Origin of the sequence: Thermotoga sp. RQ7 (assembly GCF_000832145.1) — a bacterium.
In the GTDB taxonomy this organism is placed as follows: domain Bacteria; phylum Thermotogota; class Thermotogae; order Thermotogales; family Thermotogaceae; genus Thermotoga; species Thermotoga neapolitana.
In genome coordinates this window covers 1351246-1370120 of sequence record NZ_CP007633.1, presented here as the reverse complement: position 1 = coordinate 1370120, position 18875 = coordinate 1351246, and the positions used below count along the sequence as shown (strand labels likewise).

Annotated in this window: 23 protein-coding genes and 1 pseudogene; 8 read left to right on the top strand and 16 right to left on the bottom strand. The window is 48.0% G+C overall.

What is annotated here, in order from left to right; all coding sequences use genetic code 11:
• Positions 1–26: 26 nt before the first annotated feature.
• From TRQ7_RS07005 to TRQ7_RS06975, 7 genes are read left to right on the top strand one after another with little or no spacing between them, the layout of a single operon-like run.
• Entirely contained in the window at positions 27–1037 is a 1011-nt protein-coding gene (locus TRQ7_RS07005; RefSeq protein WP_041844315.1) for a rod shape-determining protein, read from the top strand.
• A gap of 5 nt (positions 1038–1042) precedes the next feature.
• The gene (locus tag TRQ7_RS07000; RefSeq protein WP_041844314.1) at positions 1043–1792 is read left to right on the top strand and encodes a flagellar hook-basal body protein; all 750 of its coding nucleotides are present in this window, start codon (positions 1043–1045) and stop codon (positions 1790–1792) included.
• Positions 1793–1809: 17 nt separating this feature from the next.
• Positions 1810–2595, top strand: a complete 786-nt coding sequence (gene flgG, locus TRQ7_RS06995; RefSeq protein ID WP_038067586.1) for a flagellar basal-body rod protein FlgG — start codon at positions 1810–1812, stop codon at positions 2593–2595.
• Between the two features lie 6 nt (positions 2596–2601).
• Positions 2602–3465, top strand: a complete 864-nt coding sequence (gene flgA / locus TRQ7_RS06990; RefSeq protein WP_041844313.1) for a flagellar basal body P-ring formation chaperone FlgA — start codon at positions 2602–2604, stop codon at positions 3463–3465.
• Positions 3462–4064 carry a flagellar basal body L-ring protein FlgH gene (locus tag TRQ7_RS06985; protein ID WP_015919614.1) on the top strand — a complete coding sequence of 201 codons (603 nt, stop codon included), beginning with the start codon at positions 3462–3464 and terminating at the stop codon, positions 4062–4064. Before flgA ends, TRQ7_RS06985 begins: the two co-directional genes overlap by 4 nt.
• A gap of 11 nt (positions 4065–4075) precedes the next feature.
• Complete coding sequence (locus tag TRQ7_RS06980; RefSeq protein ID WP_041844312.1) at positions 4076–5068, top strand: flagellar basal body P-ring protein FlgI; 993 nt, start codon at positions 4076–4078, stop codon at positions 5066–5068.
• A gap of 9 nt (positions 5069–5077) precedes the next feature.
• Positions 5078–5347: a rod-binding protein gene (locus tag TRQ7_RS06975; protein ID WP_041844311.1), complete on the top strand. Its 270-nt coding sequence runs from the start codon at positions 5078–5080 to the stop codon at positions 5345–5347.
• Here TRQ7_RS06975 and TRQ7_RS06970 read toward each other — a convergent pair.
• From TRQ7_RS06970 to TRQ7_RS06925, 10 genes are all read right to left on the bottom strand, one after another.
• Entirely contained in the window at positions 5335–6660 is a 1326-nt protein-coding gene (locus tag TRQ7_RS06970) for a radical SAM protein (RefSeq protein WP_015919611.1), read from the bottom strand. The two genes, TRQ7_RS06975 and TRQ7_RS06970, sit on opposite strands and share 13 nt — an antisense overlap.
• 73 nt (positions 6661–6733) lie before the next feature.
• Positions 6734–7318 (bottom strand): DUF981 family protein, encoded by a 585-nt coding sequence (locus TRQ7_RS06965; RefSeq protein WP_041844310.1) that lies wholly within the window; start codon positions 7316–7318, stop codon positions 6734–6736.
• Positions 7319–7330: 12 nt separating this feature from the next.
• On the bottom strand, positions 7331–8230 hold the full coding sequence (locus tag TRQ7_RS06960; protein ID WP_038067575.1) for a polyprenyl synthetase family protein: 900 nt from the start codon (positions 8228–8230) through the stop codon (positions 7331–7333).
• The gene (locus TRQ7_RS06955; RefSeq protein ID WP_015919608.1) at positions 8196–8537 is read right to left on the bottom strand and encodes a hypothetical protein; all 342 of its coding nucleotides are present in this window, start codon (positions 8535–8537) and stop codon (positions 8196–8198) included. Before TRQ7_RS06955 ends, TRQ7_RS06960 begins: the two co-directional genes overlap by 35 nt.
• Before the next feature lie 9 nt (positions 8538–8546).
• On the bottom strand, positions 8547–8825 hold the full coding sequence (locus TRQ7_RS06950) for a ferredoxin family protein (protein ID WP_015919607.1): 279 nt from the start codon (positions 8823–8825) through the stop codon (positions 8547–8549).
• 6 nt (positions 8826–8831) lie between these two features.
• On the bottom strand, positions 8832–10148 hold the full coding sequence (locus TRQ7_RS06945) for an NAD(P)/FAD-dependent oxidoreductase (RefSeq protein WP_015919606.1): 1317 nt from the start codon (positions 10146–10148) through the stop codon (positions 8832–8834).
• Entirely contained in the window at positions 10145–11161 is a 1017-nt protein-coding gene (locus tag TRQ7_RS06940) for an electron transfer flavoprotein subunit alpha/FixB family protein (RefSeq protein WP_038067573.1), read from the bottom strand. Before TRQ7_RS06940 ends, TRQ7_RS06945 begins: the two co-directional genes overlap by 4 nt.
• Positions 11154–12011 carry an electron transfer flavoprotein subunit beta/FixA family protein gene (locus tag TRQ7_RS06935; protein WP_015919604.1) on the bottom strand — a complete coding sequence of 286 codons (858 nt, stop codon included), beginning with the start codon at positions 12009–12011 and terminating at the stop codon, positions 11154–11156. Before TRQ7_RS06935 ends, TRQ7_RS06940 begins: the two co-directional genes overlap by 8 nt.
• Before the next feature lie 105 nt (positions 12012–12116).
• Entirely contained in the window at positions 12117–12731 is a 615-nt protein-coding gene (locus TRQ7_RS06930) for a type II CAAX endopeptidase family protein (protein WP_041437677.1), read from the bottom strand.
• A gap of 5 nt (positions 12732–12736) precedes the next feature.
• The gene (locus tag TRQ7_RS06925; RefSeq protein WP_236681690.1) at positions 12737–13609 is read right to left on the bottom strand and encodes a UbiA family prenyltransferase; all 873 of its coding nucleotides are present in this window, start codon (positions 13607–13609) and stop codon (positions 12737–12739) included.
• A 24-nt stretch (positions 13610–13633) separates the two neighbouring features.
• On the opposite strand from TRQ7_RS06925, the gene TRQ7_RS06920 reads away from it, so the two are divergent.
• Complete coding sequence (locus TRQ7_RS06920) at positions 13634–14056, top strand: RrF2 family transcriptional regulator (RefSeq protein WP_041844308.1); 423 nt, start codon at positions 13634–13636, stop codon at positions 14054–14056.
• Here TRQ7_RS06920 and TRQ7_RS06915 read toward each other — a convergent pair.
• The 6 genes and pseudogenes from TRQ7_RS06915 to TRQ7_RS06890 form a co-directional block, all read right to left on the bottom strand.
• On the bottom strand, positions 14018–14455 hold the full coding sequence (locus TRQ7_RS06915; RefSeq protein WP_041844307.1) for a ferritin family protein: 438 nt from the start codon (positions 14453–14455) through the stop codon (positions 14018–14020). The genes TRQ7_RS06920 and TRQ7_RS06915 overlap by 39 nt on opposite strands.
• A 120-nt stretch (positions 14456–14575) precedes the next feature.
• Entirely contained in the window at positions 14576–15397 is an 822-nt protein-coding gene (locus TRQ7_RS06910; RefSeq protein WP_041844306.1) for an endoglucanase, read from the bottom strand.
• A complete protein-coding gene (locus TRQ7_RS06905; RefSeq protein WP_041844305.1) occupies positions 15394–16167 on the bottom strand; it encodes an endoglucanase in 774 nt (257 codons plus the stop codon). Before TRQ7_RS06905 ends, TRQ7_RS06910 begins: the two co-directional genes overlap by 4 nt.
• Positions 16168–16370: 203 nt before the next feature.
• Entirely contained in the window at positions 16371–16565 is a 195-nt protein-coding gene (locus TRQ7_RS06900; RefSeq protein WP_041844304.1) for a hypothetical protein, read from the bottom strand.
• 37 nt (positions 16566–16602) lie between these two features.
• A pseudogene (locus tag TRQ7_RS09635) lies at positions 16603–16728 on the bottom strand (RNA-guided endonuclease TnpB family protein); the annotation flags it as partial.
• Positions 16729–17206: 478 nt separating this feature from the next.
• The gene (locus TRQ7_RS06890; protein WP_041844302.1) at positions 17207–18769 is read right to left on the bottom strand and encodes a hypothetical protein; all 1563 of its coding nucleotides are present in this window, start codon (positions 18767–18769) and stop codon (positions 17207–17209) included.
• Positions 18770–18875: the final 106 nt, after the last annotated feature.

Below are 18875 nucleotides of genomic sequence, written 5' to 3'. Positions count from 1 at the left end.
AGAATCAGAACGAGGAGGTTTTCGATATGCCAAAGGGAGACATCGGCATAGACCTGGGAACAGCATCTATCATCGTTTACAAAAGAGGTGAAGGAATCGTTCTGCACGAGCCCTCCGTTGTGGCGATATCGGAGAAGACGGGAGAGATCGTCGCAATCGGTGAGGAAGCAAAGAAGATGCTCGGAAAGACCCCTGAAGGATTGAAAGCTATCCGTCCGATGAAAGACGGTGTGATAGCGGACTACAAAACCATAGAAGCGATCATTCGAAGTTTTCTAAGGCGCATAGTGGGAAGGTTCAGCTTCATGAAGCCTTCCCTCATCATAGGGGTTCCCACGAAGATCACCGAAGTCGAAAAAAGGGCGGTCTTTGAGGCGGGCCTCAACGCAGGGGCTCGAAGGGTGCACATCGTCTCCGAACCAATAGCGGCCGCAATAGGTGCAGGAATAGATGTCATGGCGTCTGAAGGAAACATGGTGGTGGATATAGGTGGTGGTACCACGGACATAGCCGTGATCAGCCTTGGTGGCACGGTGGTTGGAGAGTCGGTGAGAATGGCGGGGGACGCAATGGATGAAGCGATAGTAAAGTTCGTTCGAAAAAAGTACGGCCTCGTCATAGGAGAGTCCACCGCCGAAGAGATAAAGAAGAGAATCGGAAAGACACACCCTGCCTTTGAGAACTACGAAGTCGAAATAAAAGGACGTGACGTGGTAACGGGTCTTCCAAGAACAGATCGGGTGAACTCAGAGGACGTGAGAGAAGCCATCGAACCCATCATCATGGCCCTTCTCACAAAGATCAAGAACGTCCTCGAAAGAACACCACCAGAACTTTCTGCCGATATCATAAACAACGGCATACACCTCACCGGAGGCGGAGCCCTCCTCAGAGGTCTCGACAGAACCATCTACGATGAAATCCACGTCAAGACGATTGTGGCTGAAGATCCGATCACATGTGTTGCGAGGGGAACGGGCATTCTCCTAGAGGATGAAAGGTTGTTGAAGACGGTCTGTGAAACGTTTGCGAGGTGATCTTCGTGACGAGGGGCATCTACAACGCCTCCATGGGCATGCTGATCGACATGGCAAAACTGGACAGAATAGCCAACGATCTGGCAAACGTCGACACGGCTGGCTACAAACAGGACAGAGAAGCCTTCAGGGCCTACCTGAGAAGGGAAATCTTCAGACAGGAGCCGGATCCCATCGAAAAGAGGGTAGAAAAGGTTCCGATAGGTCCCCTCGAGTACTCTGTTGTGCTGGACGAGGTGAGAAGTGATCTTTCCCAGGGCCCCCTCGAGGAAACAAAGGTCCCGTACCATCTCGCCATAGACGGTGAGGGGTTTTTCAGGATAGAGTTCAACGGCCAGGAGTACTTCACCAGAAACGGAGAGTTTGAAGTGGGAAGCGGTGGATACATCGTTACAAACTACGGAGGATACCTCCTGGATGAAAACGGCGAAAGAATAGAGTACTTCGACGGTTTCACGGTGGATGGAGAAGGTTATGTGAGAGACGAAAACGGAAACGTGATAACAAGAATCGGTGTGTACACCGTGGAAAACCCTCAGAAGTTTGGAAACACCCTCTTCACCGGAGAAAATCCGTCCCCCACAGAAAATTTTAGGATTCTTCAGGGCTATGTAGAAAAATCAAATGTGAACGCCCTGAAGGCGATGGTGGACATGATCTCTGCAATGAGACACTACGAACTCTCTCAGAGAGCGGTCCTTGTCAACGATGAACTGAACGGAAAACTCATCAACTCCCTGGCTACTCTGAAGTGATCTGGAGGTGTCTGAGTATGATGATATCTCTTTACTCTGCCGCAACGGGAATGTCTGCACAACAGTTCAAACTCGATACCATAGCGAACAACCTCGCCAACGTGGACACCACAGGGTACAAGAAGGTGAGGGCAGAATTCCAGGACCTCCTCTATCAGTACGTGAAGAACGCTGGAACTCCAACGGCCGCCACTTCCACCCTTCCAACGGGGCTGTACGTCGGACACGGTGTGAGGACGGCGGCAACGACACGGATATTCACCCTTGGAAACTTCGAGCAGACCGGCAACGCCCTCGATCTGGCGATAGCCGGAGATGGCTTCTTTCAGATTCAACTTCAGGATGGCAGAATCGCCTACACAAGGGACGGAAGTTTCAAGGTGGACAGCGAGGGAAGAATTGTCACCTCGAACGGACTTCTTCTGGTACCCGAGATAACCATTCCAGAAAACGCCGTTTCGATAAACGTCTCTCCGGACGGCATCGTTTCGGCTGAACTTCAGGATGGTACCATACAGCAACTCGGAACGATCACACTCGTGAGGTTCGTGAACCCATCCGGTCTGAAATCGATAGGAGACAACCTCTACATCGCAACGCCCGCATCCGGAGATCCGATAGAGGGTGTCCCGGGCCAGGACGGCTTTGGAGCCATAAAACAGGGTTTTCTGGAAAAATCCAACGTCGATGTCGTCAGGGAAATGGTGGACATGATCACCGCACAGAGGGCGTACGAGTTCAACTCGAGGGTCATACAGACAGCCGATGAGATGTTGAGAACAGCCACCAACGTGAAGAGATGATGAACCATGAAATTCCTTTTAATACTGTTGACACTTCTCTCCTCCTTCCTCTTCTCTGAAACCTTCACTCTGAAAGAAACACTCCTGGCCACGCCAGGAGTTCTTTCTCTGAACGACCTCACCGTCGAAAAGATCGATACAGACAAAGACCTGATGGTCCTACTTCCGGGCTTTGAATATCTTGTCTCCCGAAGTTTCCTGAAGATCAGGTTCCCGGAGCACGAATTCACAGGGCCAGACCAGATAAGGATAACGGTAAAAGGTCCCGACGAGATCAGAAAAGTGGTGTACGAAGAAATCGAAAAGAAGGTGGGAGTGAAAGACTTCGAAGCGTTCGTCGTGAAAACCTTCGGAAGGTTCCCACAGGACCTTGGCCTTTCCTCCGTTAGAGTCACCAGAATATCGAAGAACCTGATCAACGTTTTTCTGAAATTCACCGATGGTTCCTACGTGACCCTGAACGTTGTACTCAAAAAAGAAAGGAATGTGGTGGTCCTGAAGAGAAATATAAACGTGGGAGATGTGATAAAGGAAGACTTTGTGACCGTGGAAGAAAGGGATATATTTGAAATCAACGGTGAGCCGTTCTACAACGTTTCAGAAGTTGTGGGGATGGTGTCTAAGAGATACCTGAGATCCGGTACCGTTCTCACAAAGAATATGTTAGAGCATCCTCCTGACGTGGTGAAAGGGCAGATCGTTCCGGCGTACGTGGATCTTGGAAGCATAAAGGTGTCCACCTTCGTGGAGATACTGGAAAACGGACATCTTGGAGAGACTGTGAAAGCCATGAACGTTGAAAGCAGAAAATACGTTTTCGGAAGAGTTGAGAAAGGACCCGTTTTGAGAATACTGGGGGTGACGGAATGAAGAAAGCGTGGTGTCTGCTGATACTCTTTCTGGCGACAGCGATCTTTCCCTTCTCCATGTGGAACTCCTCGGGAGAGTCGGAGTACAAAAATCTCCTCTCTATCCGAAAGGCCTCGAAAGTCGGTGACATAGTCACCATAGTGATTCGGGAAAACAACAACCTGTCTTCAGAAAGAGAAAGCCTCGAAATTCAGAAGACCCTCCTGAGCATCCTTGGAAACGTGGTGAGTGCGGCCGCCAACTTCAACCTCAACAACTTCATACCGATAAACAACAATCCCTCCCCACAGACAACACGGGGAGGAGAGATGAAATCTTCGGTGGTGGCAAAGGTTTCGGCTGTGGTCGTCGATGTCGATCCCTATGGAAATCTGGTGGTGGAAGGAAGAAAGACGATAAAGGTGGACAAGGACTACCAGGAGATCATCATAAAGGGAAAGGTGAGGCCGGACGACATAGAAATAGGAAACGAGGTGGATTCTACCAAACTGGCAGACTCGGAGATATGGGTGAACGGGAAACTGGTTTTCAGCGAGGAACCAGGAAAGGAAAGTTTCTTCGACAAAGTGCTCTCGTTCCTTGCAGGATTGTTCACGTGAGGTGATGAAAAGTGAGAAAAACGCTTTTTCTCGTTCTTCTCTTAGCGATTCTCAGTTCTCTCTTTTCGATCACCACGAGAATAAAGGACATCGCATTTTTCAGGGGAGCCCGTGACAACCAGCTCTTCGGAATCGGCCTCGTCGTTGGACTCAACGGAACGGGAGATTCCGGAAACGTGAACTCCCCGCTCCTTCTTGAGATGATGAAAAAGTTCGGTGTCCAGGTTCCAGAGGAGGACCTGAGATCGAGAAACACCGCCCTTGTGATGGTTCTTGCGGACATTCCTCCTTTCGCGAAGGAAGGTATGAGGATAGACTGCGTGGTAGCCTCCATTGCCGATGCAAAGTCTCTCGCCGGGGGATACCTAATACAGACACCTCTCTACGGAGCAGACGGGAAGGTCTACGCTGTTGCTCAGGGTTCTGTGACCCTTGGCGGTGAGGATGTGAAGCTTTCAGCCAGCCTTCAAAAGAGATACAAGGTGGTCGGCTATCTTCCGGAAGGTGCCATAGTGGAAAGGGATATCCCTTCTGAGATGCTCGAAGGAGACAGTGTGACGATACTTCTGAGGAATCCAGACATCACCACCGCGGCGAGGGTGGCAAGGGCAATAAACGAAAAGTTCGAGATGGACCTTGCAAAAGCCGTGGATCCTTCGGCGATCAGAGTCACCGTTCCGAGTGCCTTTCAGGATGATCTCATCACCTTTCTCTCACTCGTTGAAGAAATAGAGGTGCAGCCGGATCTTCCCGCAAAGATAGTGGTCAACGAAAGGACCGGTACCGTTCTCTTCGGAGGAGACGTGAAACTCTCAGACTTTGTGATCACGTACGGAAACTTCACGGTGAGCGTGTCGGCCGGAAAGATTGGAGACAAAGAAGCAACCGTGGCCAACCTGGTCAACGCACTGAAGGCGGCGGGTGCCACTCCCCAGGACATCATCGCCATTCTTCAGGTGCTTCACAGATCCGGCTACATACTCGGTGAACTCATCATCATGTGAGGTGAAAGAATGTACGTTCTCGGAGTTTCCCACAATATAAAAAATCTGAAGGATGCCAGCGTGGAGTTTGTGAGTGAGCTGTTTTATAAACTGTTCAAAGAGATGTACGACTCCATTCCAAAGTACGATTTGATCCCTGAAACAAGCGCAGAGAAGTGGTTCAAAGAGATGCTCCTTCACGAATACGCAGAGCAGGCCGCAAAACAGAGCCCGCTCACGGAGATGGTGATGAAGAGCCTCGGCGGAAAGACATTCTCCAGTCTTCCTCAAAGAGAGTAGGCCTCTCTACGAGTGAGCAGTCGAATCAAAAATGGTATACCCCGTCTGAATATCAACCTCGGAGACGTGTACACAGCATAATAGGCTTTTATAAAAAGTCTTTTCAACTCCTTCGATGAGAAATTTGGGTGCTTGAACACCAGATGGGTCCCATCGAATTTTCTCCAGTCTTTTTCCACGATCAGATGTTTCAGTTTTTCAAAGAGTGCTGTTCCAGGATACGGTGTGAGAATTGAGAACTGTACGATGGACGCTTTCAATTTCCTGGCAAACTTCACGGTTTTCTCTATGGTCTTTTTCGTGTCTTTCAGCGCTCCGATCACAAAACTTGCAAACACGTCTATCCTGTATTTCTTCAAAAATTTCACCACATCGAAGGCTATTCCGGACTTCAGATTTTTCCCATACTCTTCCAGTACCTCGTCGTCTGCACTCTCAAAACCTATGAACAGCATTTTGCAGCCTGCTTTCGACATCGCCTCCACCATATCTTCATGCCCGAGGAGTTCGTCTGCCCTCGAAAACGCCCACCATTTGAAACGAAGGTCTTTTCTCAGCATCTCTTCGCATAGATTCACAACCCTTTTTGGATTTATCGTGAAATTGTCATCGAAGAAGATCACAGAACCGTATCCCATCTTCTTCAAGATCTTCAGTTCATCGACCACGTTTTCAACGCTTCTCCATCTGATTCTTCTACCCATGAATTGAGAGGCACTGCAGAACTCACAGTTGAAGGGACAACCTCTTGAGGTGATCAGGCTCGTTGCCCTCTCACCTGCGAATTTAGTCCTGTAAAGATACACTTTCTCTCTATCAGGAAAAGGTAGGTCATCCAGGTTCTCTATGAACCGAGAAGGAAGCACAAAGATATCTCCATCTCTCACGTAAGCGATACCGGGTATGTGAGGGTGTTTTTCTTTGTTTGCGATACTTTCTACAAGATCTGAAAAAGCCCTCTCTCCCTCTCCGAGTACAACATAATCGCACAGACCTTGCCGAAGGATCGTTTCGTAAAAAGCCGTTGCATGAGGCCCTCCCATCACCACCGTAGTACCACAGGCCTTTGCCCTTTCTGCGATCTTTTCTGCCACAGGAAATCGCACCGTATCAACGGATATTCCCACCACATCGTACTCACCAAAATCGAAATTCTTCCAGTCGAATCTCTCCACGTTCATGTCCACAAAGTTCACACTGTATCCCTTTTTTCTGAGAGAAGAGCAGATGTACATGAGGCCAAGGGGAGGGTAAACCGCCCCGAGTCTGTAATAGTACCCTCCACTGTAAGGGTTTATGAGCAAAACTCTCATACAACCACCCCCAGGGCTATTCTATTACAAAAAAAGAGGGGCTTCAGCCCCTCCTTCTGATTTTTCCTCTCTATCACCTCATGGGAATTGGAGTCCACTTTCCAAAGCTTCCCTGCGGGTTCATGTGTCCCGTGACAGAGCCGTACATGGTGATGAACCACAGAAGAAGCGTCAGCGCAAGAAGAACGACACCAAGGAATCTTATAACCTTGTTTTCCCTGAGTTTCCAGACCACAGGACTCAGAACACCAACAAGACCCGCTGCTATGAATCCAAGTCCAGAGGTAGCAGGATGTCTTGTCATTCCGTATCCTATTATGGAACCACCGACTATGATAGCGTATATTCCCGCAAACAGAGCAAAGATCGTCGTGGGCATGAGGTCCCATCCCTTTGCAACGGCTATGGCTGCGGCCAGAAAGACAAAGCCGTACAGAAGGAACGGTTCACCGAAGGCGATGTTGTGACTTCCAGGAAGCGGCCAGGTCAGAACCATGTGAAGTCCTGTGGCGATCGCCAGAAGACCAACCGCCGCAAAAGCCGGAGCGAAGGGTTTTGCCTTCTCAGAATCGTTCAAACCCTTGAGAACAAAAGCGATGAGAACACCAAGTCCAGCAACCACATCTGCCATGAACACAGTCAGGTAATCAACGAACATACACACACCTCCTCATGAAAAGATTTTGACCCTGAAGATTCCCTCCACAAAATCCTTCAACCAGGGATTTTCCTCCATCACTCTCTTCACAAGAGTCTTCAAAGTCTCTTCGCACTCTCTCAGAATCTCCTTTTCCCTCATGAACGACATCAATCCATTCCAGTCACGGCTTTCAAACATCTGCCTGGCTTCCGGGAATTTCTCCAGTGCCGTCACCACCGGAAAAGAGGCAACACCGTTTTTAAGATCAAGGAGTCCGTCTTTTCCGATCTTTTCCATCTCTGCAAAGTCCATGATGTCGTCTAACATCTGATAAATGGTTCCTATGGTAACACCAAGTTTGTAGAGTTCTTCTCCTGATTCTCCTTTCAGCAGTGCAGGAAGCTGGAGAGCAAGGCCAAAGAGTGCACCACTCTTTCCTTCGACTATGCGGAGATACTCTTCTTTTGTGATCGGTGTGTACCTTTTCAACTGTTCGATCAACTCTCCTTCCGACATTTTTCTGATCACGTTCAAAAACGCTCTTCTCAGAGTGTCGTTTTCCAGTTCTTCAACGGTCTGGAACGCGCTGACGAGGACCAGATCTCCCGCCGCCACCGCCGCCCTGTCACCGTACAGGGAGTTTATCGTCTCCTTTCCTCTCCTGAAGCGAGCCCCATCGATCACATCGTCGTGAAGGAGCGATGCAAGATGAACGAGTTCAAGGGCAGCAAGAGACGATATCGCATCTTCGTCGATCTCCACTCCTTTGTTTCTGAAAGAGAGTATCGAAAGTCTCACCCTCAACATCTTTCCAAAAAGCGGCAGATCTTTCATTATCTGTTCCGGGAAAAACCTCGAAAGAATCTGTACGATGCGTTCTCTGACCCTTTCCAGTTCACAGGAGTTTTGGTTCAGGCTGTTTTCCATCATCCGCTTTGAACACCTCCGGGTAGTTGTCCACAAAGCCGTTCTGCTGCATCTCTATCTCGAGAGATCTTTTGAGTTCGAGAAGATCCTGCTTGAGTCTTTCTATCTTTGAGATGACCTCTTCTATGAACCTTATGCTGTTGGTCACAACGTTTATGTTCTGATGGCCACAGTGTGGACACGTCGTGACGATTATGGAATGCAGTTTCTGCCTTGGCTCTATCTGATAACTGTTTCCGCAGGTGGTGCAGAGAACCGTTCCTTCGGTTTCCACACAGGGTAGTTTCCTCCTGTCTATCCTCACATACATAAGACCACCTCACCCGAATTTGTAGAGTATCCCGTAATTCCCCCTTGGATACTCCCATTCTATATTCCCAAATGGGCAGACCACTCTGCAGGTACCGCACTCAAGACATCCTTCGAACTTCACTTCCATTCCTTCTTCCGTCCATTCGTACACGTCCGCAGGGCAGCAACTTATACACGGCCGGTCGGAACACTTTTTTGCACAGACGCTTTCGTCTTTTATCTTCAAATGGGGATTTTCCTCGTCCGTTCTGTATCTGTTCAGGTAGAGTTTATCCTCGATCCTCACGGCACATCACCTCACAGCCTTCCAGAATCTGAGAAGGTCCAGGGAGATTCCGATTAGACTCCTTCTGGAAAGAACCATGTCTGCGATCTGTTTTTGAACATCCCATTTCGGCGTTCCATCGACCTGCAAAAACCTCTTCAAAACATCGTTTGCAAGATCGGGGTAGACTTCAACGAACTGATGATTCTTCTCCATTGTGGGCATGAGGTCTTTGTACTTTTCCAGATCCTTCAGTATGAAAGATTCCTTCAACCTGAGGTAGTAATTCTTCAGGGTCTTTTCGGAGAGATCACCCTTTTCAAAGGCCTCAAGGAGTGTCTCAGCAGCGAGTCTTCCCGATGTGATCGCGTGGTTCGACCCTTCACGGTGTATTGAGTTCACAAGCATTGCCGCGTCTCCGCACACGAGCACCCTGTTTCCGTACACCTTCGGCATGGCGTAATATCCACCCTCGGGGATCAGATGTGCCAGGTACTCCATGGTGTTGTTTTTGTACTCTCCGAGCATGTCGGAGATGACGGGATGGTTCTTCAGGTTTTCCAGGAGTTGATACGGCTTTATCTTCTTTTTCCTGAGGTCTTCGAGAAGGACACCACACCCCAGAGATACCGAGGACCTGTTGGCGTAGAGAAATCCCATTCCAAACATTCCCTCAGACCAGCTTCCAAGAAGTTCTATTGTTGCTCCGTCGTTTCCCTCAACACCGAACATCCTGTTCACAACGTCTTCAGGAACACTGATCACCTCTTTCACGGCAACGGCCACCATGTGAGGTTTCAGGTCTTCCTTTCTAAGCCCTGCCTTCATCGTGAGAATGGGATTCACACCTTCAGCGATCACAACCGCCCTGCTGTGTATCTCTCCTCTGGGTCTGGAGGTCACAACGCCCGCTATCTCTCCTTTTTCGTTCCTGAGGAAATCCTCCACCTTGGTTTTCGGTATGATCAGAGCCCCCGCTTTCTCCACTTCCTGAGCGAACCATCTATCGAAATTTGCCCTCAAAACGGTGAAGGCGTTTGGTTTCTCTTTCCACTCAACGTTTCTGTGACCGATTTTCACAACACCTTCTTTTCCGAGGACCCATAGATTCTGTTCTATGACGTTCCTCTCCAGTGCTTTTGACCCGGAGACCTTTTCCAGGAAATCGGGCATCAACTCTTTCAGCGGATGAACGTAAAGGACTCCTCCCATCACGTTCTTGGAGCCGGGATACTCTCCCTTTTCCACCACGGCAACCTTGAGCCCGTTTCTGGCAAGAACGTACGCACAGGAAAGGCCAGACGGTCCTGCCCCGACCACGACCACGTCGAATTCTATCTTCATCCTCTCACCCCGCTTCTGTTCAGAAGGTCTCTGAGCTTCGATGTGAGCGCAGGGACCACCTTGTGGAGATCTCCCACTATACCTATGTCGGCTATGTCGAATATCGGTGCGTTTTCATCGATGTTGATGGCAACTATGATCTCGGATTCCTTTATTCCCACAACGTGCTGGATCGCACCGGAGATACCGCATGCAAAGTAAATGACAGGCCTTACGGTTTTTCCGGTCTGACCGACCTGGTACTCTGGAGAGATCCATCCAGCCTTCACGGCAGCCCTGGATGCCCCTATCTCCCCTCCAAGAAGATCTGCAAGTTCCTTCAATTTCTTGAAGCCCTCCGGTCCTCCCACTCCCTTTCCTCCGGCAACCACGACGGGAGCGTACTCGAGATTCACCTGGGTTTGAAGCGGTATCGTCTCCAGGATCTCAATCAACTTCTCATAGGTCCCAAGATCGTACTCTTCCTCGATGATCTCTCCCGTTCTTTCGGGATCTGGAGGAAGTTCCTTCATCACACCGGGCCTCACCGTTGCCATCTGAGGTCTGTGATCGGGACACATGATGGTCGCCATGAGGTTTCCACCGAAGGTTGGTCTCGTCATGGCGAGGAGTTTTTTGTCCGGTATTATGTCCAGTCCAGTACAATCGGCGGTCAGACCCGTTTCCAGTTCGGTCGCTACCATTCCGGCGAGTTCTCTTCCTTCAAGGGTCGCACCAATCAGGAATATCTCCGGTTTATACTTTCTCACCATGTCCACAAGGGCCTTCTTGTAGAGATAGTTCACGTACGTGTTGAACTCTCTGTTCTTCACGTAAAGAACCCTGTCTGCTCCTCGATGGATCGCCTCTTTTGCTACATTCTCCAGACCTTCTCCCAGCAGAACGCCCCACACTTCCGAGTTCTCCAGTTTTGAGGCAAGTTCCCTTGCCTTTCCAATGAGCTCCCAGGAGACAGGATGAGCCCTACCGTCGTGGTGTTCGATCAGAACGAAGATTAACTTCTTCTCACTCATTTCCATCACCTTCCAGAATTGGTCTCAAAGCCTCCACCAGACGAACAGCCTCGAATCTCTTCAAAGCCTCTATGAGTTTTTCCGCAGCCACCTCAGGGTCTTCGTTCTTCGATATGATATCCCCACCCTTTCTTGCAGGAGGAATGTTCGTACTCACAACCTTTGTGGGAGATCCGAAGAACCCGCACTTTTTGGGATCGAGCCCCAGATCCTTGTGGGTCCAGACGATGGGCTCGTACCTGATCGCCCTGATGAGATTGGGAAGGTCTGCGTACCTTGGTTTGTTCAACTCATCCGTTATCGTGAGAACCGCTGGCATCTTCAAGCGCATCTTTTCAAACCCGCGGTCCAGCCTTCTGACAATCACCATCTCTCTTTTTTCTGGATCGATCTCTTCTATTCGGACAACGTAGGCACCAAGGGCGTATCCAAACCTTGTGGCAAGCCCGGGCCCGACCTGTCCGGTATCACCGTCCACCGCCTGTTTTCCCGTCAGTATAAGATCTATTTTTCCTACTTTCTCTTCTATCTTCTTTATCCCCCAGTAGAGTGTGTAGGTTGTGGCAAGGGTGTCTGCACCTGCGAACGCCCTGTCGCTCAAATGTACCGCTTCGTCCAGGCCAAAGGCGATGGCATCCTTCAACGCCTCTTTTGCTTGAGGTGGGCCCATCGTTATCACGTAGACAGTTGCACCGAATCTTTCTTTCAACTGTGCGGCGAGTTCAAGGGCCCTTTCATCGTCCGGGTTTATGATGGATGGTACTCCTTCCCTCACAAGGTTGTTCGTCTTTCTGTCGATCCTGACGTTCGTTGTATCGGGAACCTGTTTGATACAGACGACCACGTTCATTTCTCTCGCCTCCTCAGGTACCTTTTCCAGACGTCAAAACCAACATAAAGAACGATCAAAAGCGCAACGGGAAACTCGACGATGAGTCTCAGGGTTTTCACAGTATCATCCTCCTTTCAGAGGAAAAAGAACGAATATGAGAAGGCTCCACAGTGCATGTGAAAAAGCAGTTGTGCTCACCTTTCCCGTGATCACGTAAAGAAACGACAGGATCAATCCAAGAACAAAAGCCCCCGCTATCAGTGCGATGTTCCCGGTGAACACGTGAACCACGCTGTAGAGTATTGAAGAAATCAAAACAGCAGGCAGAACATCCATCCTCTGAAGAAGAAACTCCGTTATGAAGCCCCGCCATATGATCTCCTCGAAGAAAGCTATGAACAGAAGAAGAATCGTCACCTTCACAACACTCTGCCCTGTTGAGAGTTTGTAGACATTCACAACATCGCTGTGAAACGCTGGAATCAGAAGTGAGATCAGATACCCTATCACGAAGACAAGGTACGCGATCAGGGCAGAGTAGATTATCAGTGGTGACTCGTACCGGTTGGGCACCACGTTTCTTTTTCCACCAAGAAGGATCACAACAAGGGAGAAAACCAGCGTTGTCAGAAACATCCTCCACCAGAAGTCCAGCACACTGGTCTGGAAAACAACGTACCATCCTGCAAAAAGCCCGGCAAGAACAAGAAAGAAACCAGAAGGAGATATTCTTTTCATCGCTCTCACCCCATGAGTCCCAGGATCATGGAAACAAAGAGTATCATCTCAGCCAGTGCACTCATTTTGTCAACGGCAGCGATCTCTCTGGCACTCTTTTTCCCGGTGGACTTTTGAAAGAGCTGCCTCATCACACCAGCGTACAGAAAGAGGGCTACAAGACTGACAAGAGCGATGGATTTTAGAACGCCTGTTACGACCAGGTAGAAGACGAAAACGTAGATGAGCCCGACCAGGACCGCATAGAGATAGGAGGAGGCAAGATCACCGATAAGGATGGGAAGGGTTTTGATGCCGCTTTTTCTGTCGTACTCGGAATCTCTGATCTCGTTTGCAAGAAGTATCAGATCGGTGGCAATCCCAATTGGAACGGAAACAAAAAGTGCCTCAACTGAGAACCTTCCCGTCTGAACATAGTATGCCCCCAGAACCATCAGAGGCCCCATGAGGATGAACACGAGGAACATACCAAGAGCTCTGTACTTCAGATAGAAGGGATGGCCTGTGTACGCATAACCAAGAACAAGACCGACAAGCCCGATCCACAAAAGAGCAAGTCCAGACATCTTTATGAGGAAAATTCCCAGAACCACACTCGCAATGTAGCACAGTACACTCAGGAAGAGTTCTTCCTTCAGGGTGATCTTTCCCGATACAAGAAGCCCGCTTGAGCCAAGAGACTCTTTTGTGTCCACACCACTTTTGTAATCAAAATAGTCGTTCGTGGTGTTGACACCGGCATGAAGCAAAACGGCGGCGATCAGTGATAGAATGTATCTGGTCAGGGAGAAATCCTCTGCCAGCATGGCTCCGGCGGTGACAGGAAAGGCACTCGCAACAAAGGAAAAAGGTCTCAAGGCTATGAGGTACTTCAACACTGATCCCTCCCGGAGGTGCTTTGGATGTTTGGAAAGTGTCAAAAACATGTAAGATACGCTCTCAGGCTCCTCATGAGACTGTCTCTGGAAAACAGACCGATGTCTTCTTCAGAACTCGCAGAAAAAGAGCACATCACAAGAAGTTTCACCCTGAAAGTCCTTCACTATCTCAAAAGATCTGGCCTTGTCTCTTCCATCAAAGGAAAAAACGGCGGCTTTGTGCTTGCAAGGTCTGCGGATGAGATTTCGTTTCTAGATATCATCAGGGCTTTTGAAAAAGACCTTGTCATTGTGGACTGCAGCAATCGCTGTGAAAATTACAAACACTGCAGGGCAAAGTACTTCTGGAGCTGGCTGTCAGATCACCTGAAAGAGCTGTTTTCGAGTATCACCCTGAAAGACATCGCTTCAGGATCTTTCATGTTTCAATGCGAGAAGCTTCCTTAAATGTTCCTTTTCTTGCTCGATGATCCTCTTCACCGTCTTCTGTTCGTCAGAATTCACAAGGCCGTCTTTGAGTTCGTAGTAGAGGATTATGCTGTCTTTTTCCACAGATATGGCGATCTCCAGAACCTCCCTCAGGGTCAGATCTTTTCTTTTCAGGATTTCATCGGTGTCTGGAAAAACCTGGTAGAAGGCGTATCCCGAAAGATAAGAATCCACCTCGTCCCAGAAGTCTTGATCGGACATCTTTCTGAAGATCTCCGCGTGGGACCTTTCCTGATCTGCAAGTTCAAGAAATGTCTCCTTTATCTTTCCATCGAAATGCTCTGAAAGTTCCCTGTAAAACCTTTCTCCCTCTTCTTCCAGTCTTATGGCCAACGTGAGAACGTCTTTCACCTTCATGAAACCACCCCATTGTTCTGATTTTCACACACCGCACAGAATATTATACTACTTGAGTATAAATTTCCAAAAAAGAAAAAGGCGGGACTCCCCGCCCTCTCTAAATGGTAACTTTTTGTGCTATTTCGTTTCGACGGAGAAATCCTTGAAGGTCCATCCAAATTTTGCCGCGGTGGTATCTGGATCACCGAACTCTGTCCCTATCTCCCAGACGCAGAAGTACATCTCCTCGAAGTTTTCCACCCTCGTTGAGTATTTTTTGATAACTTCCGCCGCTTTTTCCATGAAATCCTTCACGTTGAACTTCACCCTGCCATCTTTCATGGGAGTTGTGAGTCTGAAGGCAAGATAATCCCAGCCCCATGGTGCAAAGTAAACGTCCCATTTTGTTTCCACAGGAGAGCCGTTTATCTCGATCGTTGTTGTGAATTCATCCACCTTCTGCCCACCTGGCATCAGGATGTTGTTGTAGAACCAGACCATGATCTCGACGTCTCCAGAGGAAACAGATGTCTGATCTGGCTTTCTTGTGATCCACGTTTCCATTGCAAGGTTGATCGGAAGGTCGTTCTCGTACCAGATTGAATAATCAAGGGTTACGTAAAAGTCAGGAAGATCTTTCACCTTCACCGGAAGAATCTCTGTTCCGCTGTTGTGCGCCGCCCACGGCTTGTAGCCGTAGTATATCTCTGGATAGCCGTGAACCCAGCTGTCCGGGTTTTGAAGAACGATGTTGTAGATATCCGCGTAGAACTGGACCTTTTCACCATCGAACTTGAGCCACGTTTCTCCTTCGTAGGATTTGACGTTCCAGAAGTTGAGTTCCATGGTCACCGGAAAGCCTTTGAACGTAATGTCTGTTGCACCAATGTCTGTGAGAACGACTTCTGCCGAGAAAAGAAAGGCAGAAACCACAAGAAGAAAAGAGACGACCCACTTCATCCTTTCACCTCCATATCGATTGAAAAGTCATTGAATGTCCATCCAAAACGGGCACTCTTTGTTTCAGGACTTCCAAATTCGGTTCCGATCTCCCAGACGGTGAAGTAAAGGTCATCGAAATCCTTCACGCGTGTGGACCCTGAAAGATACTCCCCTGCAACATCGAGAAAATCCTTCACGTTGAATCTCACCCTTCCCTTTCTCACAGGATCCTTCAGCCGAAAAGCAAGGTAATCCCAGTCCCATTCGGCGTGCCAGAGTTCCCAGGTGCCCCTTGTTTTTTCCCCGTTAAGTTCGAACGAAATGGTGTATTCTCCCACTTTCTTTCCACCCGGTGTGAGTTCATTGAAATAGAACCACACCATGATCTCCACATCTCCGATGGATGCTTCGGTCTGGTATTTTTTTCTTGTGAGCCAGGTTTCCATGGCAAAGTTCAGTGGAAGAGAGGGCATGTGGTCTATTTCGAAGGAAAGATCGACTGTGAAAAACTTTACAGAAGACACTGGCAGGGGTAGTTTTGTCCCTTCTGCTGCATGATTTTCCCAGGGTTTGTATCCGTAGTAAAACTCAGGATAGCCAAGGATGTACCTTTCTGGCTCTCTGGCAGAAAGATCTTCAACATCACCGTTGAAGGTGAGTCTTTCACCGTCGAATCTCATCACCACCGTTCCCGTGTATCTTTCTACGTTCCACAGATTCAACTCCATGGAAAGCGGCATGTCATTCCAGCGAAAATCTGCCGTTCCTGGTGCGGTCAGTTCCACCACGTTTATCACCTCCAGGAAACAGCCTATTATGAAAATGTTTACATTCAAAGGGCAAAAAACGGAGATTATGCGGAAAGAGCGTTGAATATTCCAGAAATACCGCAAAAAAACATGTTTTTCTCAGCAAGTTGTTAACGACACCGCTCTGAGGCCATCACCTGTGGACAGATCAAGTTCGAAGCGGAAGGCAGGGTTTTGAACGATTACAGTGATAAAAAGGGTTCCGGATATATCCTGACTTCCGTCCCTGATCCTGTATCCACGATGTCTATCGAGAAGAAATAATAGTCATCCCCAACCAGTATCATGGCCAGTGGACAGATGTTTCTGTTCCATCCTGTGTTGTGCATCTCAGAGAAAGAAAGTAGGTTTTCTGAACAAAAATGGTTTTTTGACACTTCCAATCCCCTGAAGGAGATGGGATTCCTGGCAGCTCTAGGCTGCCTTCCATGGAGCAGCAGGTGTTCCATGGCCACAGAGGTGCGGATTGAACCTCACACCTCTGGCGGGTGCCAACACCGCCACTACCTGGGAAGCCACAGGATACCTTCGCCAGAAGTTCTTTTTTTCGCTTTGTCTTCCTGACCAGGGACGGAGAAGGGCTTGCGGGACTGATTTTTTTCTGTCAGGGTCTAGAATATCAAGTGATGATGTGTTTTCGTTGGCCATTAAAAGCTCTTCTATGAGTTTGTTTGCCTCATCTGAAGAAAGAGTATCAGTTGTTCCCTGAAAGATTCCACCAGCACAGCTTACAAGCAAAAGTGTTGCTAAGAAAACCAAACAGACCAGAAAACACGCTTTCCTTCCCGTGATCATCGCTCTCGTGCTTTATAATTGAATAAATAAAAAATCTTCTTTTTTGAATATGCAAAGGGGGATTGAATGCTTGGGGTTGTAAGTCTGCCGGAACATCCCCCGGTAGTTTTGTACTGTGATCACATCTTTTACGCAAGTTTTTCATCTCTCATTTTTTCCATCGTGACAGACGCTACAGCGATTTCAATCAAATAAAGATTCAAAAAAGACTGGAACGCTGGGTTCAGCCCTGAACCATGTACCTCAAGATTCTTTCCAGTCTTCTTCTCACCCTGCCGTCCTCTTCGCACCAGAAGGCAACAAGCAGAGGTTGAACCTTGAGAGAGTACCTCCTTGCAAACTCCCTCACCACATCCGGCCCCTTTAGCCTGACACCAAACCTCACACCATCGTACCTTCCGTAGTTCCTCAGAAATCTATCAAGGAGCTTTCTGTCTGACTCTTTCATCTCGATGTATCTCAGAACAAATCTTTCCAGTCTCTTTCTTTTCATCCTTGCAAGGGCTCTCTTCACTGCTTCTTTTCTTCCTTCAACGAAAGGATGAGCCTTCACCATTGAAACAACAAATTCCATGGTCCGGTGATCTTTTGCCATGAAATCAGCGAACGACTCAATATCTTCAAGGAGTGTATATGCCTTTTTGAGCTTTTCTTTCCTTGAAAGGAACTCTCTATCAAGAAGAGCCATGTAGGTGGTAAGAAAAAGGATTTGTCTCTGATGAAAGGGGAGCTCTTTAAGCTTTTCTGACGACTCCCTGTATTTTCTTTCAATCTCCATCTTTATCCACTCGTTCCAGACAGGAAAAGGTGCCCCTGTATCAACACCAGATGTCAACAGTTTTCTTATCGTATCTGCACGAATCATTTTTGTTTTCCCTTTCAATATATCTGAGATACCTTTGGAGCTGAGAGTTTTTCCTTTCCAAGCGACCTTTTCAACATATCTTCTCAACTGACTTGTGTTCGGATAAGTTGATCCTGTGTAGTCCAACACAAATTTCTTCGCTTTTTTGAGTAGAGACAGATAATCTTCTGGTACGGGAAGCGAAACGATGATATGTGCAGTGCTGTGGATAGACGGTGAATCCATGTCTTTTTCCACAACAAACAGAGTATCCAGGGCTCCAAAGAGATTTCCTGGTTCCTCTCTGTAGTATCCTAGCCAGAAAACGGCTCCTTGAGAAAGAGCATGGGCAAGTTTTGGATGTTTTTCCCTGATATCCCATGCAAGATCGTTCAGGGAGGAAACAATACAGGTTGGGTGAGGAACCTCCCTGGATAGTCTGTAGGCCTGTATGTAATCGTGTACCGCCTCAGAGAGTCTTCCAGAATCTGCTTCCCTTCTTGCCAGGGAAAGATATAAAAAGGAAAGTGTGGATTTTCTGTAATCGTTTTTCCACACCCTCACCTTCCGTAGTGGCTTTATTCCGCTTGCTTCAAAGTTTATTAAAGTAACGATCACAGTATCTCTTATTGATTTTGACATCTTGGGAAGGTTTCTTTTCAGGTACCTGTACAGATTCATATCTACTTTGCCTGTATATTTTAAAAATGCCAGTTTGTTCGCCAAAAGAAAATATTTCGCTGCTTCGGATTTGCAGCTTTTCAAAATTTTATCTGTTTTCTGAATCGCTTCTTTGAAGTTTCCTTTCCAAGCGAGTTTCAGTATACAGAGAACCTCTCTGCACTCTTTTGGAAGGTTTTCTTCGAGTAGCATGTAATTCACTGCTGGAAGAGAAAAAGCACCGTACTTGAATGTCTCTTTCAGGCCTTCTATACTTTTCATCTTTACTCCCTCTGTTATAGTTATACCTCAAAAAACCAAATTGTTTCAAAGCCCATGAAATCTGGTGCTGAAAATGTGCTTTTAAAGAGGATTTTGGAACAGCCAA

Bases quoted from the DNA above. Each gene is read 5' to 3' on its own strand.
- TRQ7_RS07005 (WP_041844315.1), top strand. From the start codon at position 27: ATGCCAAAGGGAGACATCGGCATAGACCTGGGAACAGCATCTATCATC.
- flgG (WP_038067586.1), top strand. From the start codon at position 1,810: ATGATGATATCTCTTTACTCTGCCGCAACGGGAATGTCTGCACAACAG.
- flgA (WP_041844313.1), top strand. From the start codon at position 2,602: ATGAAATTCCTTTTAATACTGTTGACACTTCTCTCCTCCTTCCTCTTC.
- TRQ7_RS06985 (WP_015919614.1), top strand. From the start codon at position 3,462: ATGAAGAAAGCGTGGTGTCTGCTGATACTCTTTCTGGCGACAGCGATC.
- TRQ7_RS06975 (WP_041844311.1), top strand. From the start codon at position 5,078: ATGTACGTTCTCGGAGTTTCCCACAATATAAAAAATCTGAAGGATGCC.
- TRQ7_RS06970 (WP_015919611.1), bottom strand. From the start codon at position 6,660: ATGAGAGTTTTGCTCATAAACCCTTACAGTGGAGGGTACTATTACAGA.
- TRQ7_RS06965 (WP_041844310.1), bottom strand. From the start codon at position 7,318: ATGTTCGTTGATTACCTGACTGTGTTCATGGCAGATGTGGTTGCTGGA.
- TRQ7_RS06960 (WP_038067575.1), bottom strand. From the start codon at position 8,230: ATGATGGAAAACAGCCTGAACCAAAACTCCTGTGAACTGGAAAGGGTC.
- TRQ7_RS06955 (WP_015919608.1), bottom strand. From the start codon at position 8,537: ATGTATGTGAGGATAGACAGGAGGAAACTACCCTGTGTGGAAACCGAA.
- TRQ7_RS06945 (WP_015919606.1), bottom strand. From the start codon at position 10,148: ATGAAGATAGAATTCGACGTGGTCGTGGTCGGGGCAGGACCGTCTGGC.
- TRQ7_RS06940 (WP_038067573.1), bottom strand. From the start codon at position 11,161: ATGAGTGAGAAGAAGTTAATCTTCGTTCTGATCGAACACCACGACGGT.
- TRQ7_RS06935 (WP_015919604.1), bottom strand. From the start codon at position 12,011: ATGAACGTGGTCGTCTGTATCAAACAGGTTCCCGATACAACGAACGTC.
- TRQ7_RS06930 (WP_041437677.1), bottom strand. From the start codon at position 12,731: ATGAAAAGAATATCTCCTTCTGGTTTCTTTCTTGTTCTTGCCGGGCTT.
- TRQ7_RS06920 (WP_041844308.1), top strand. From the start codon at position 13,634: ATGTTTGGAAAGTGTCAAAAACATGTAAGATACGCTCTCAGGCTCCTC.
- TRQ7_RS06915 (WP_041844307.1), bottom strand. From the start codon at position 14,455: ATGAAGGTGAAAGACGTTCTCACGTTGGCCATAAGACTGGAAGAAGAG.
- TRQ7_RS06910 (WP_041844306.1), bottom strand. From the start codon at position 15,397: ATGAAGTGGGTCGTCTCTTTTCTTCTTGTGGTTTCTGCCTTTCTTTTC.
- TRQ7_RS06890 (WP_041844302.1), bottom strand. From the start codon at position 18,769: ATGAAAAGTATAGAAGGCCTGAAAGAGACATTCAAGTACGGTGCTTTT.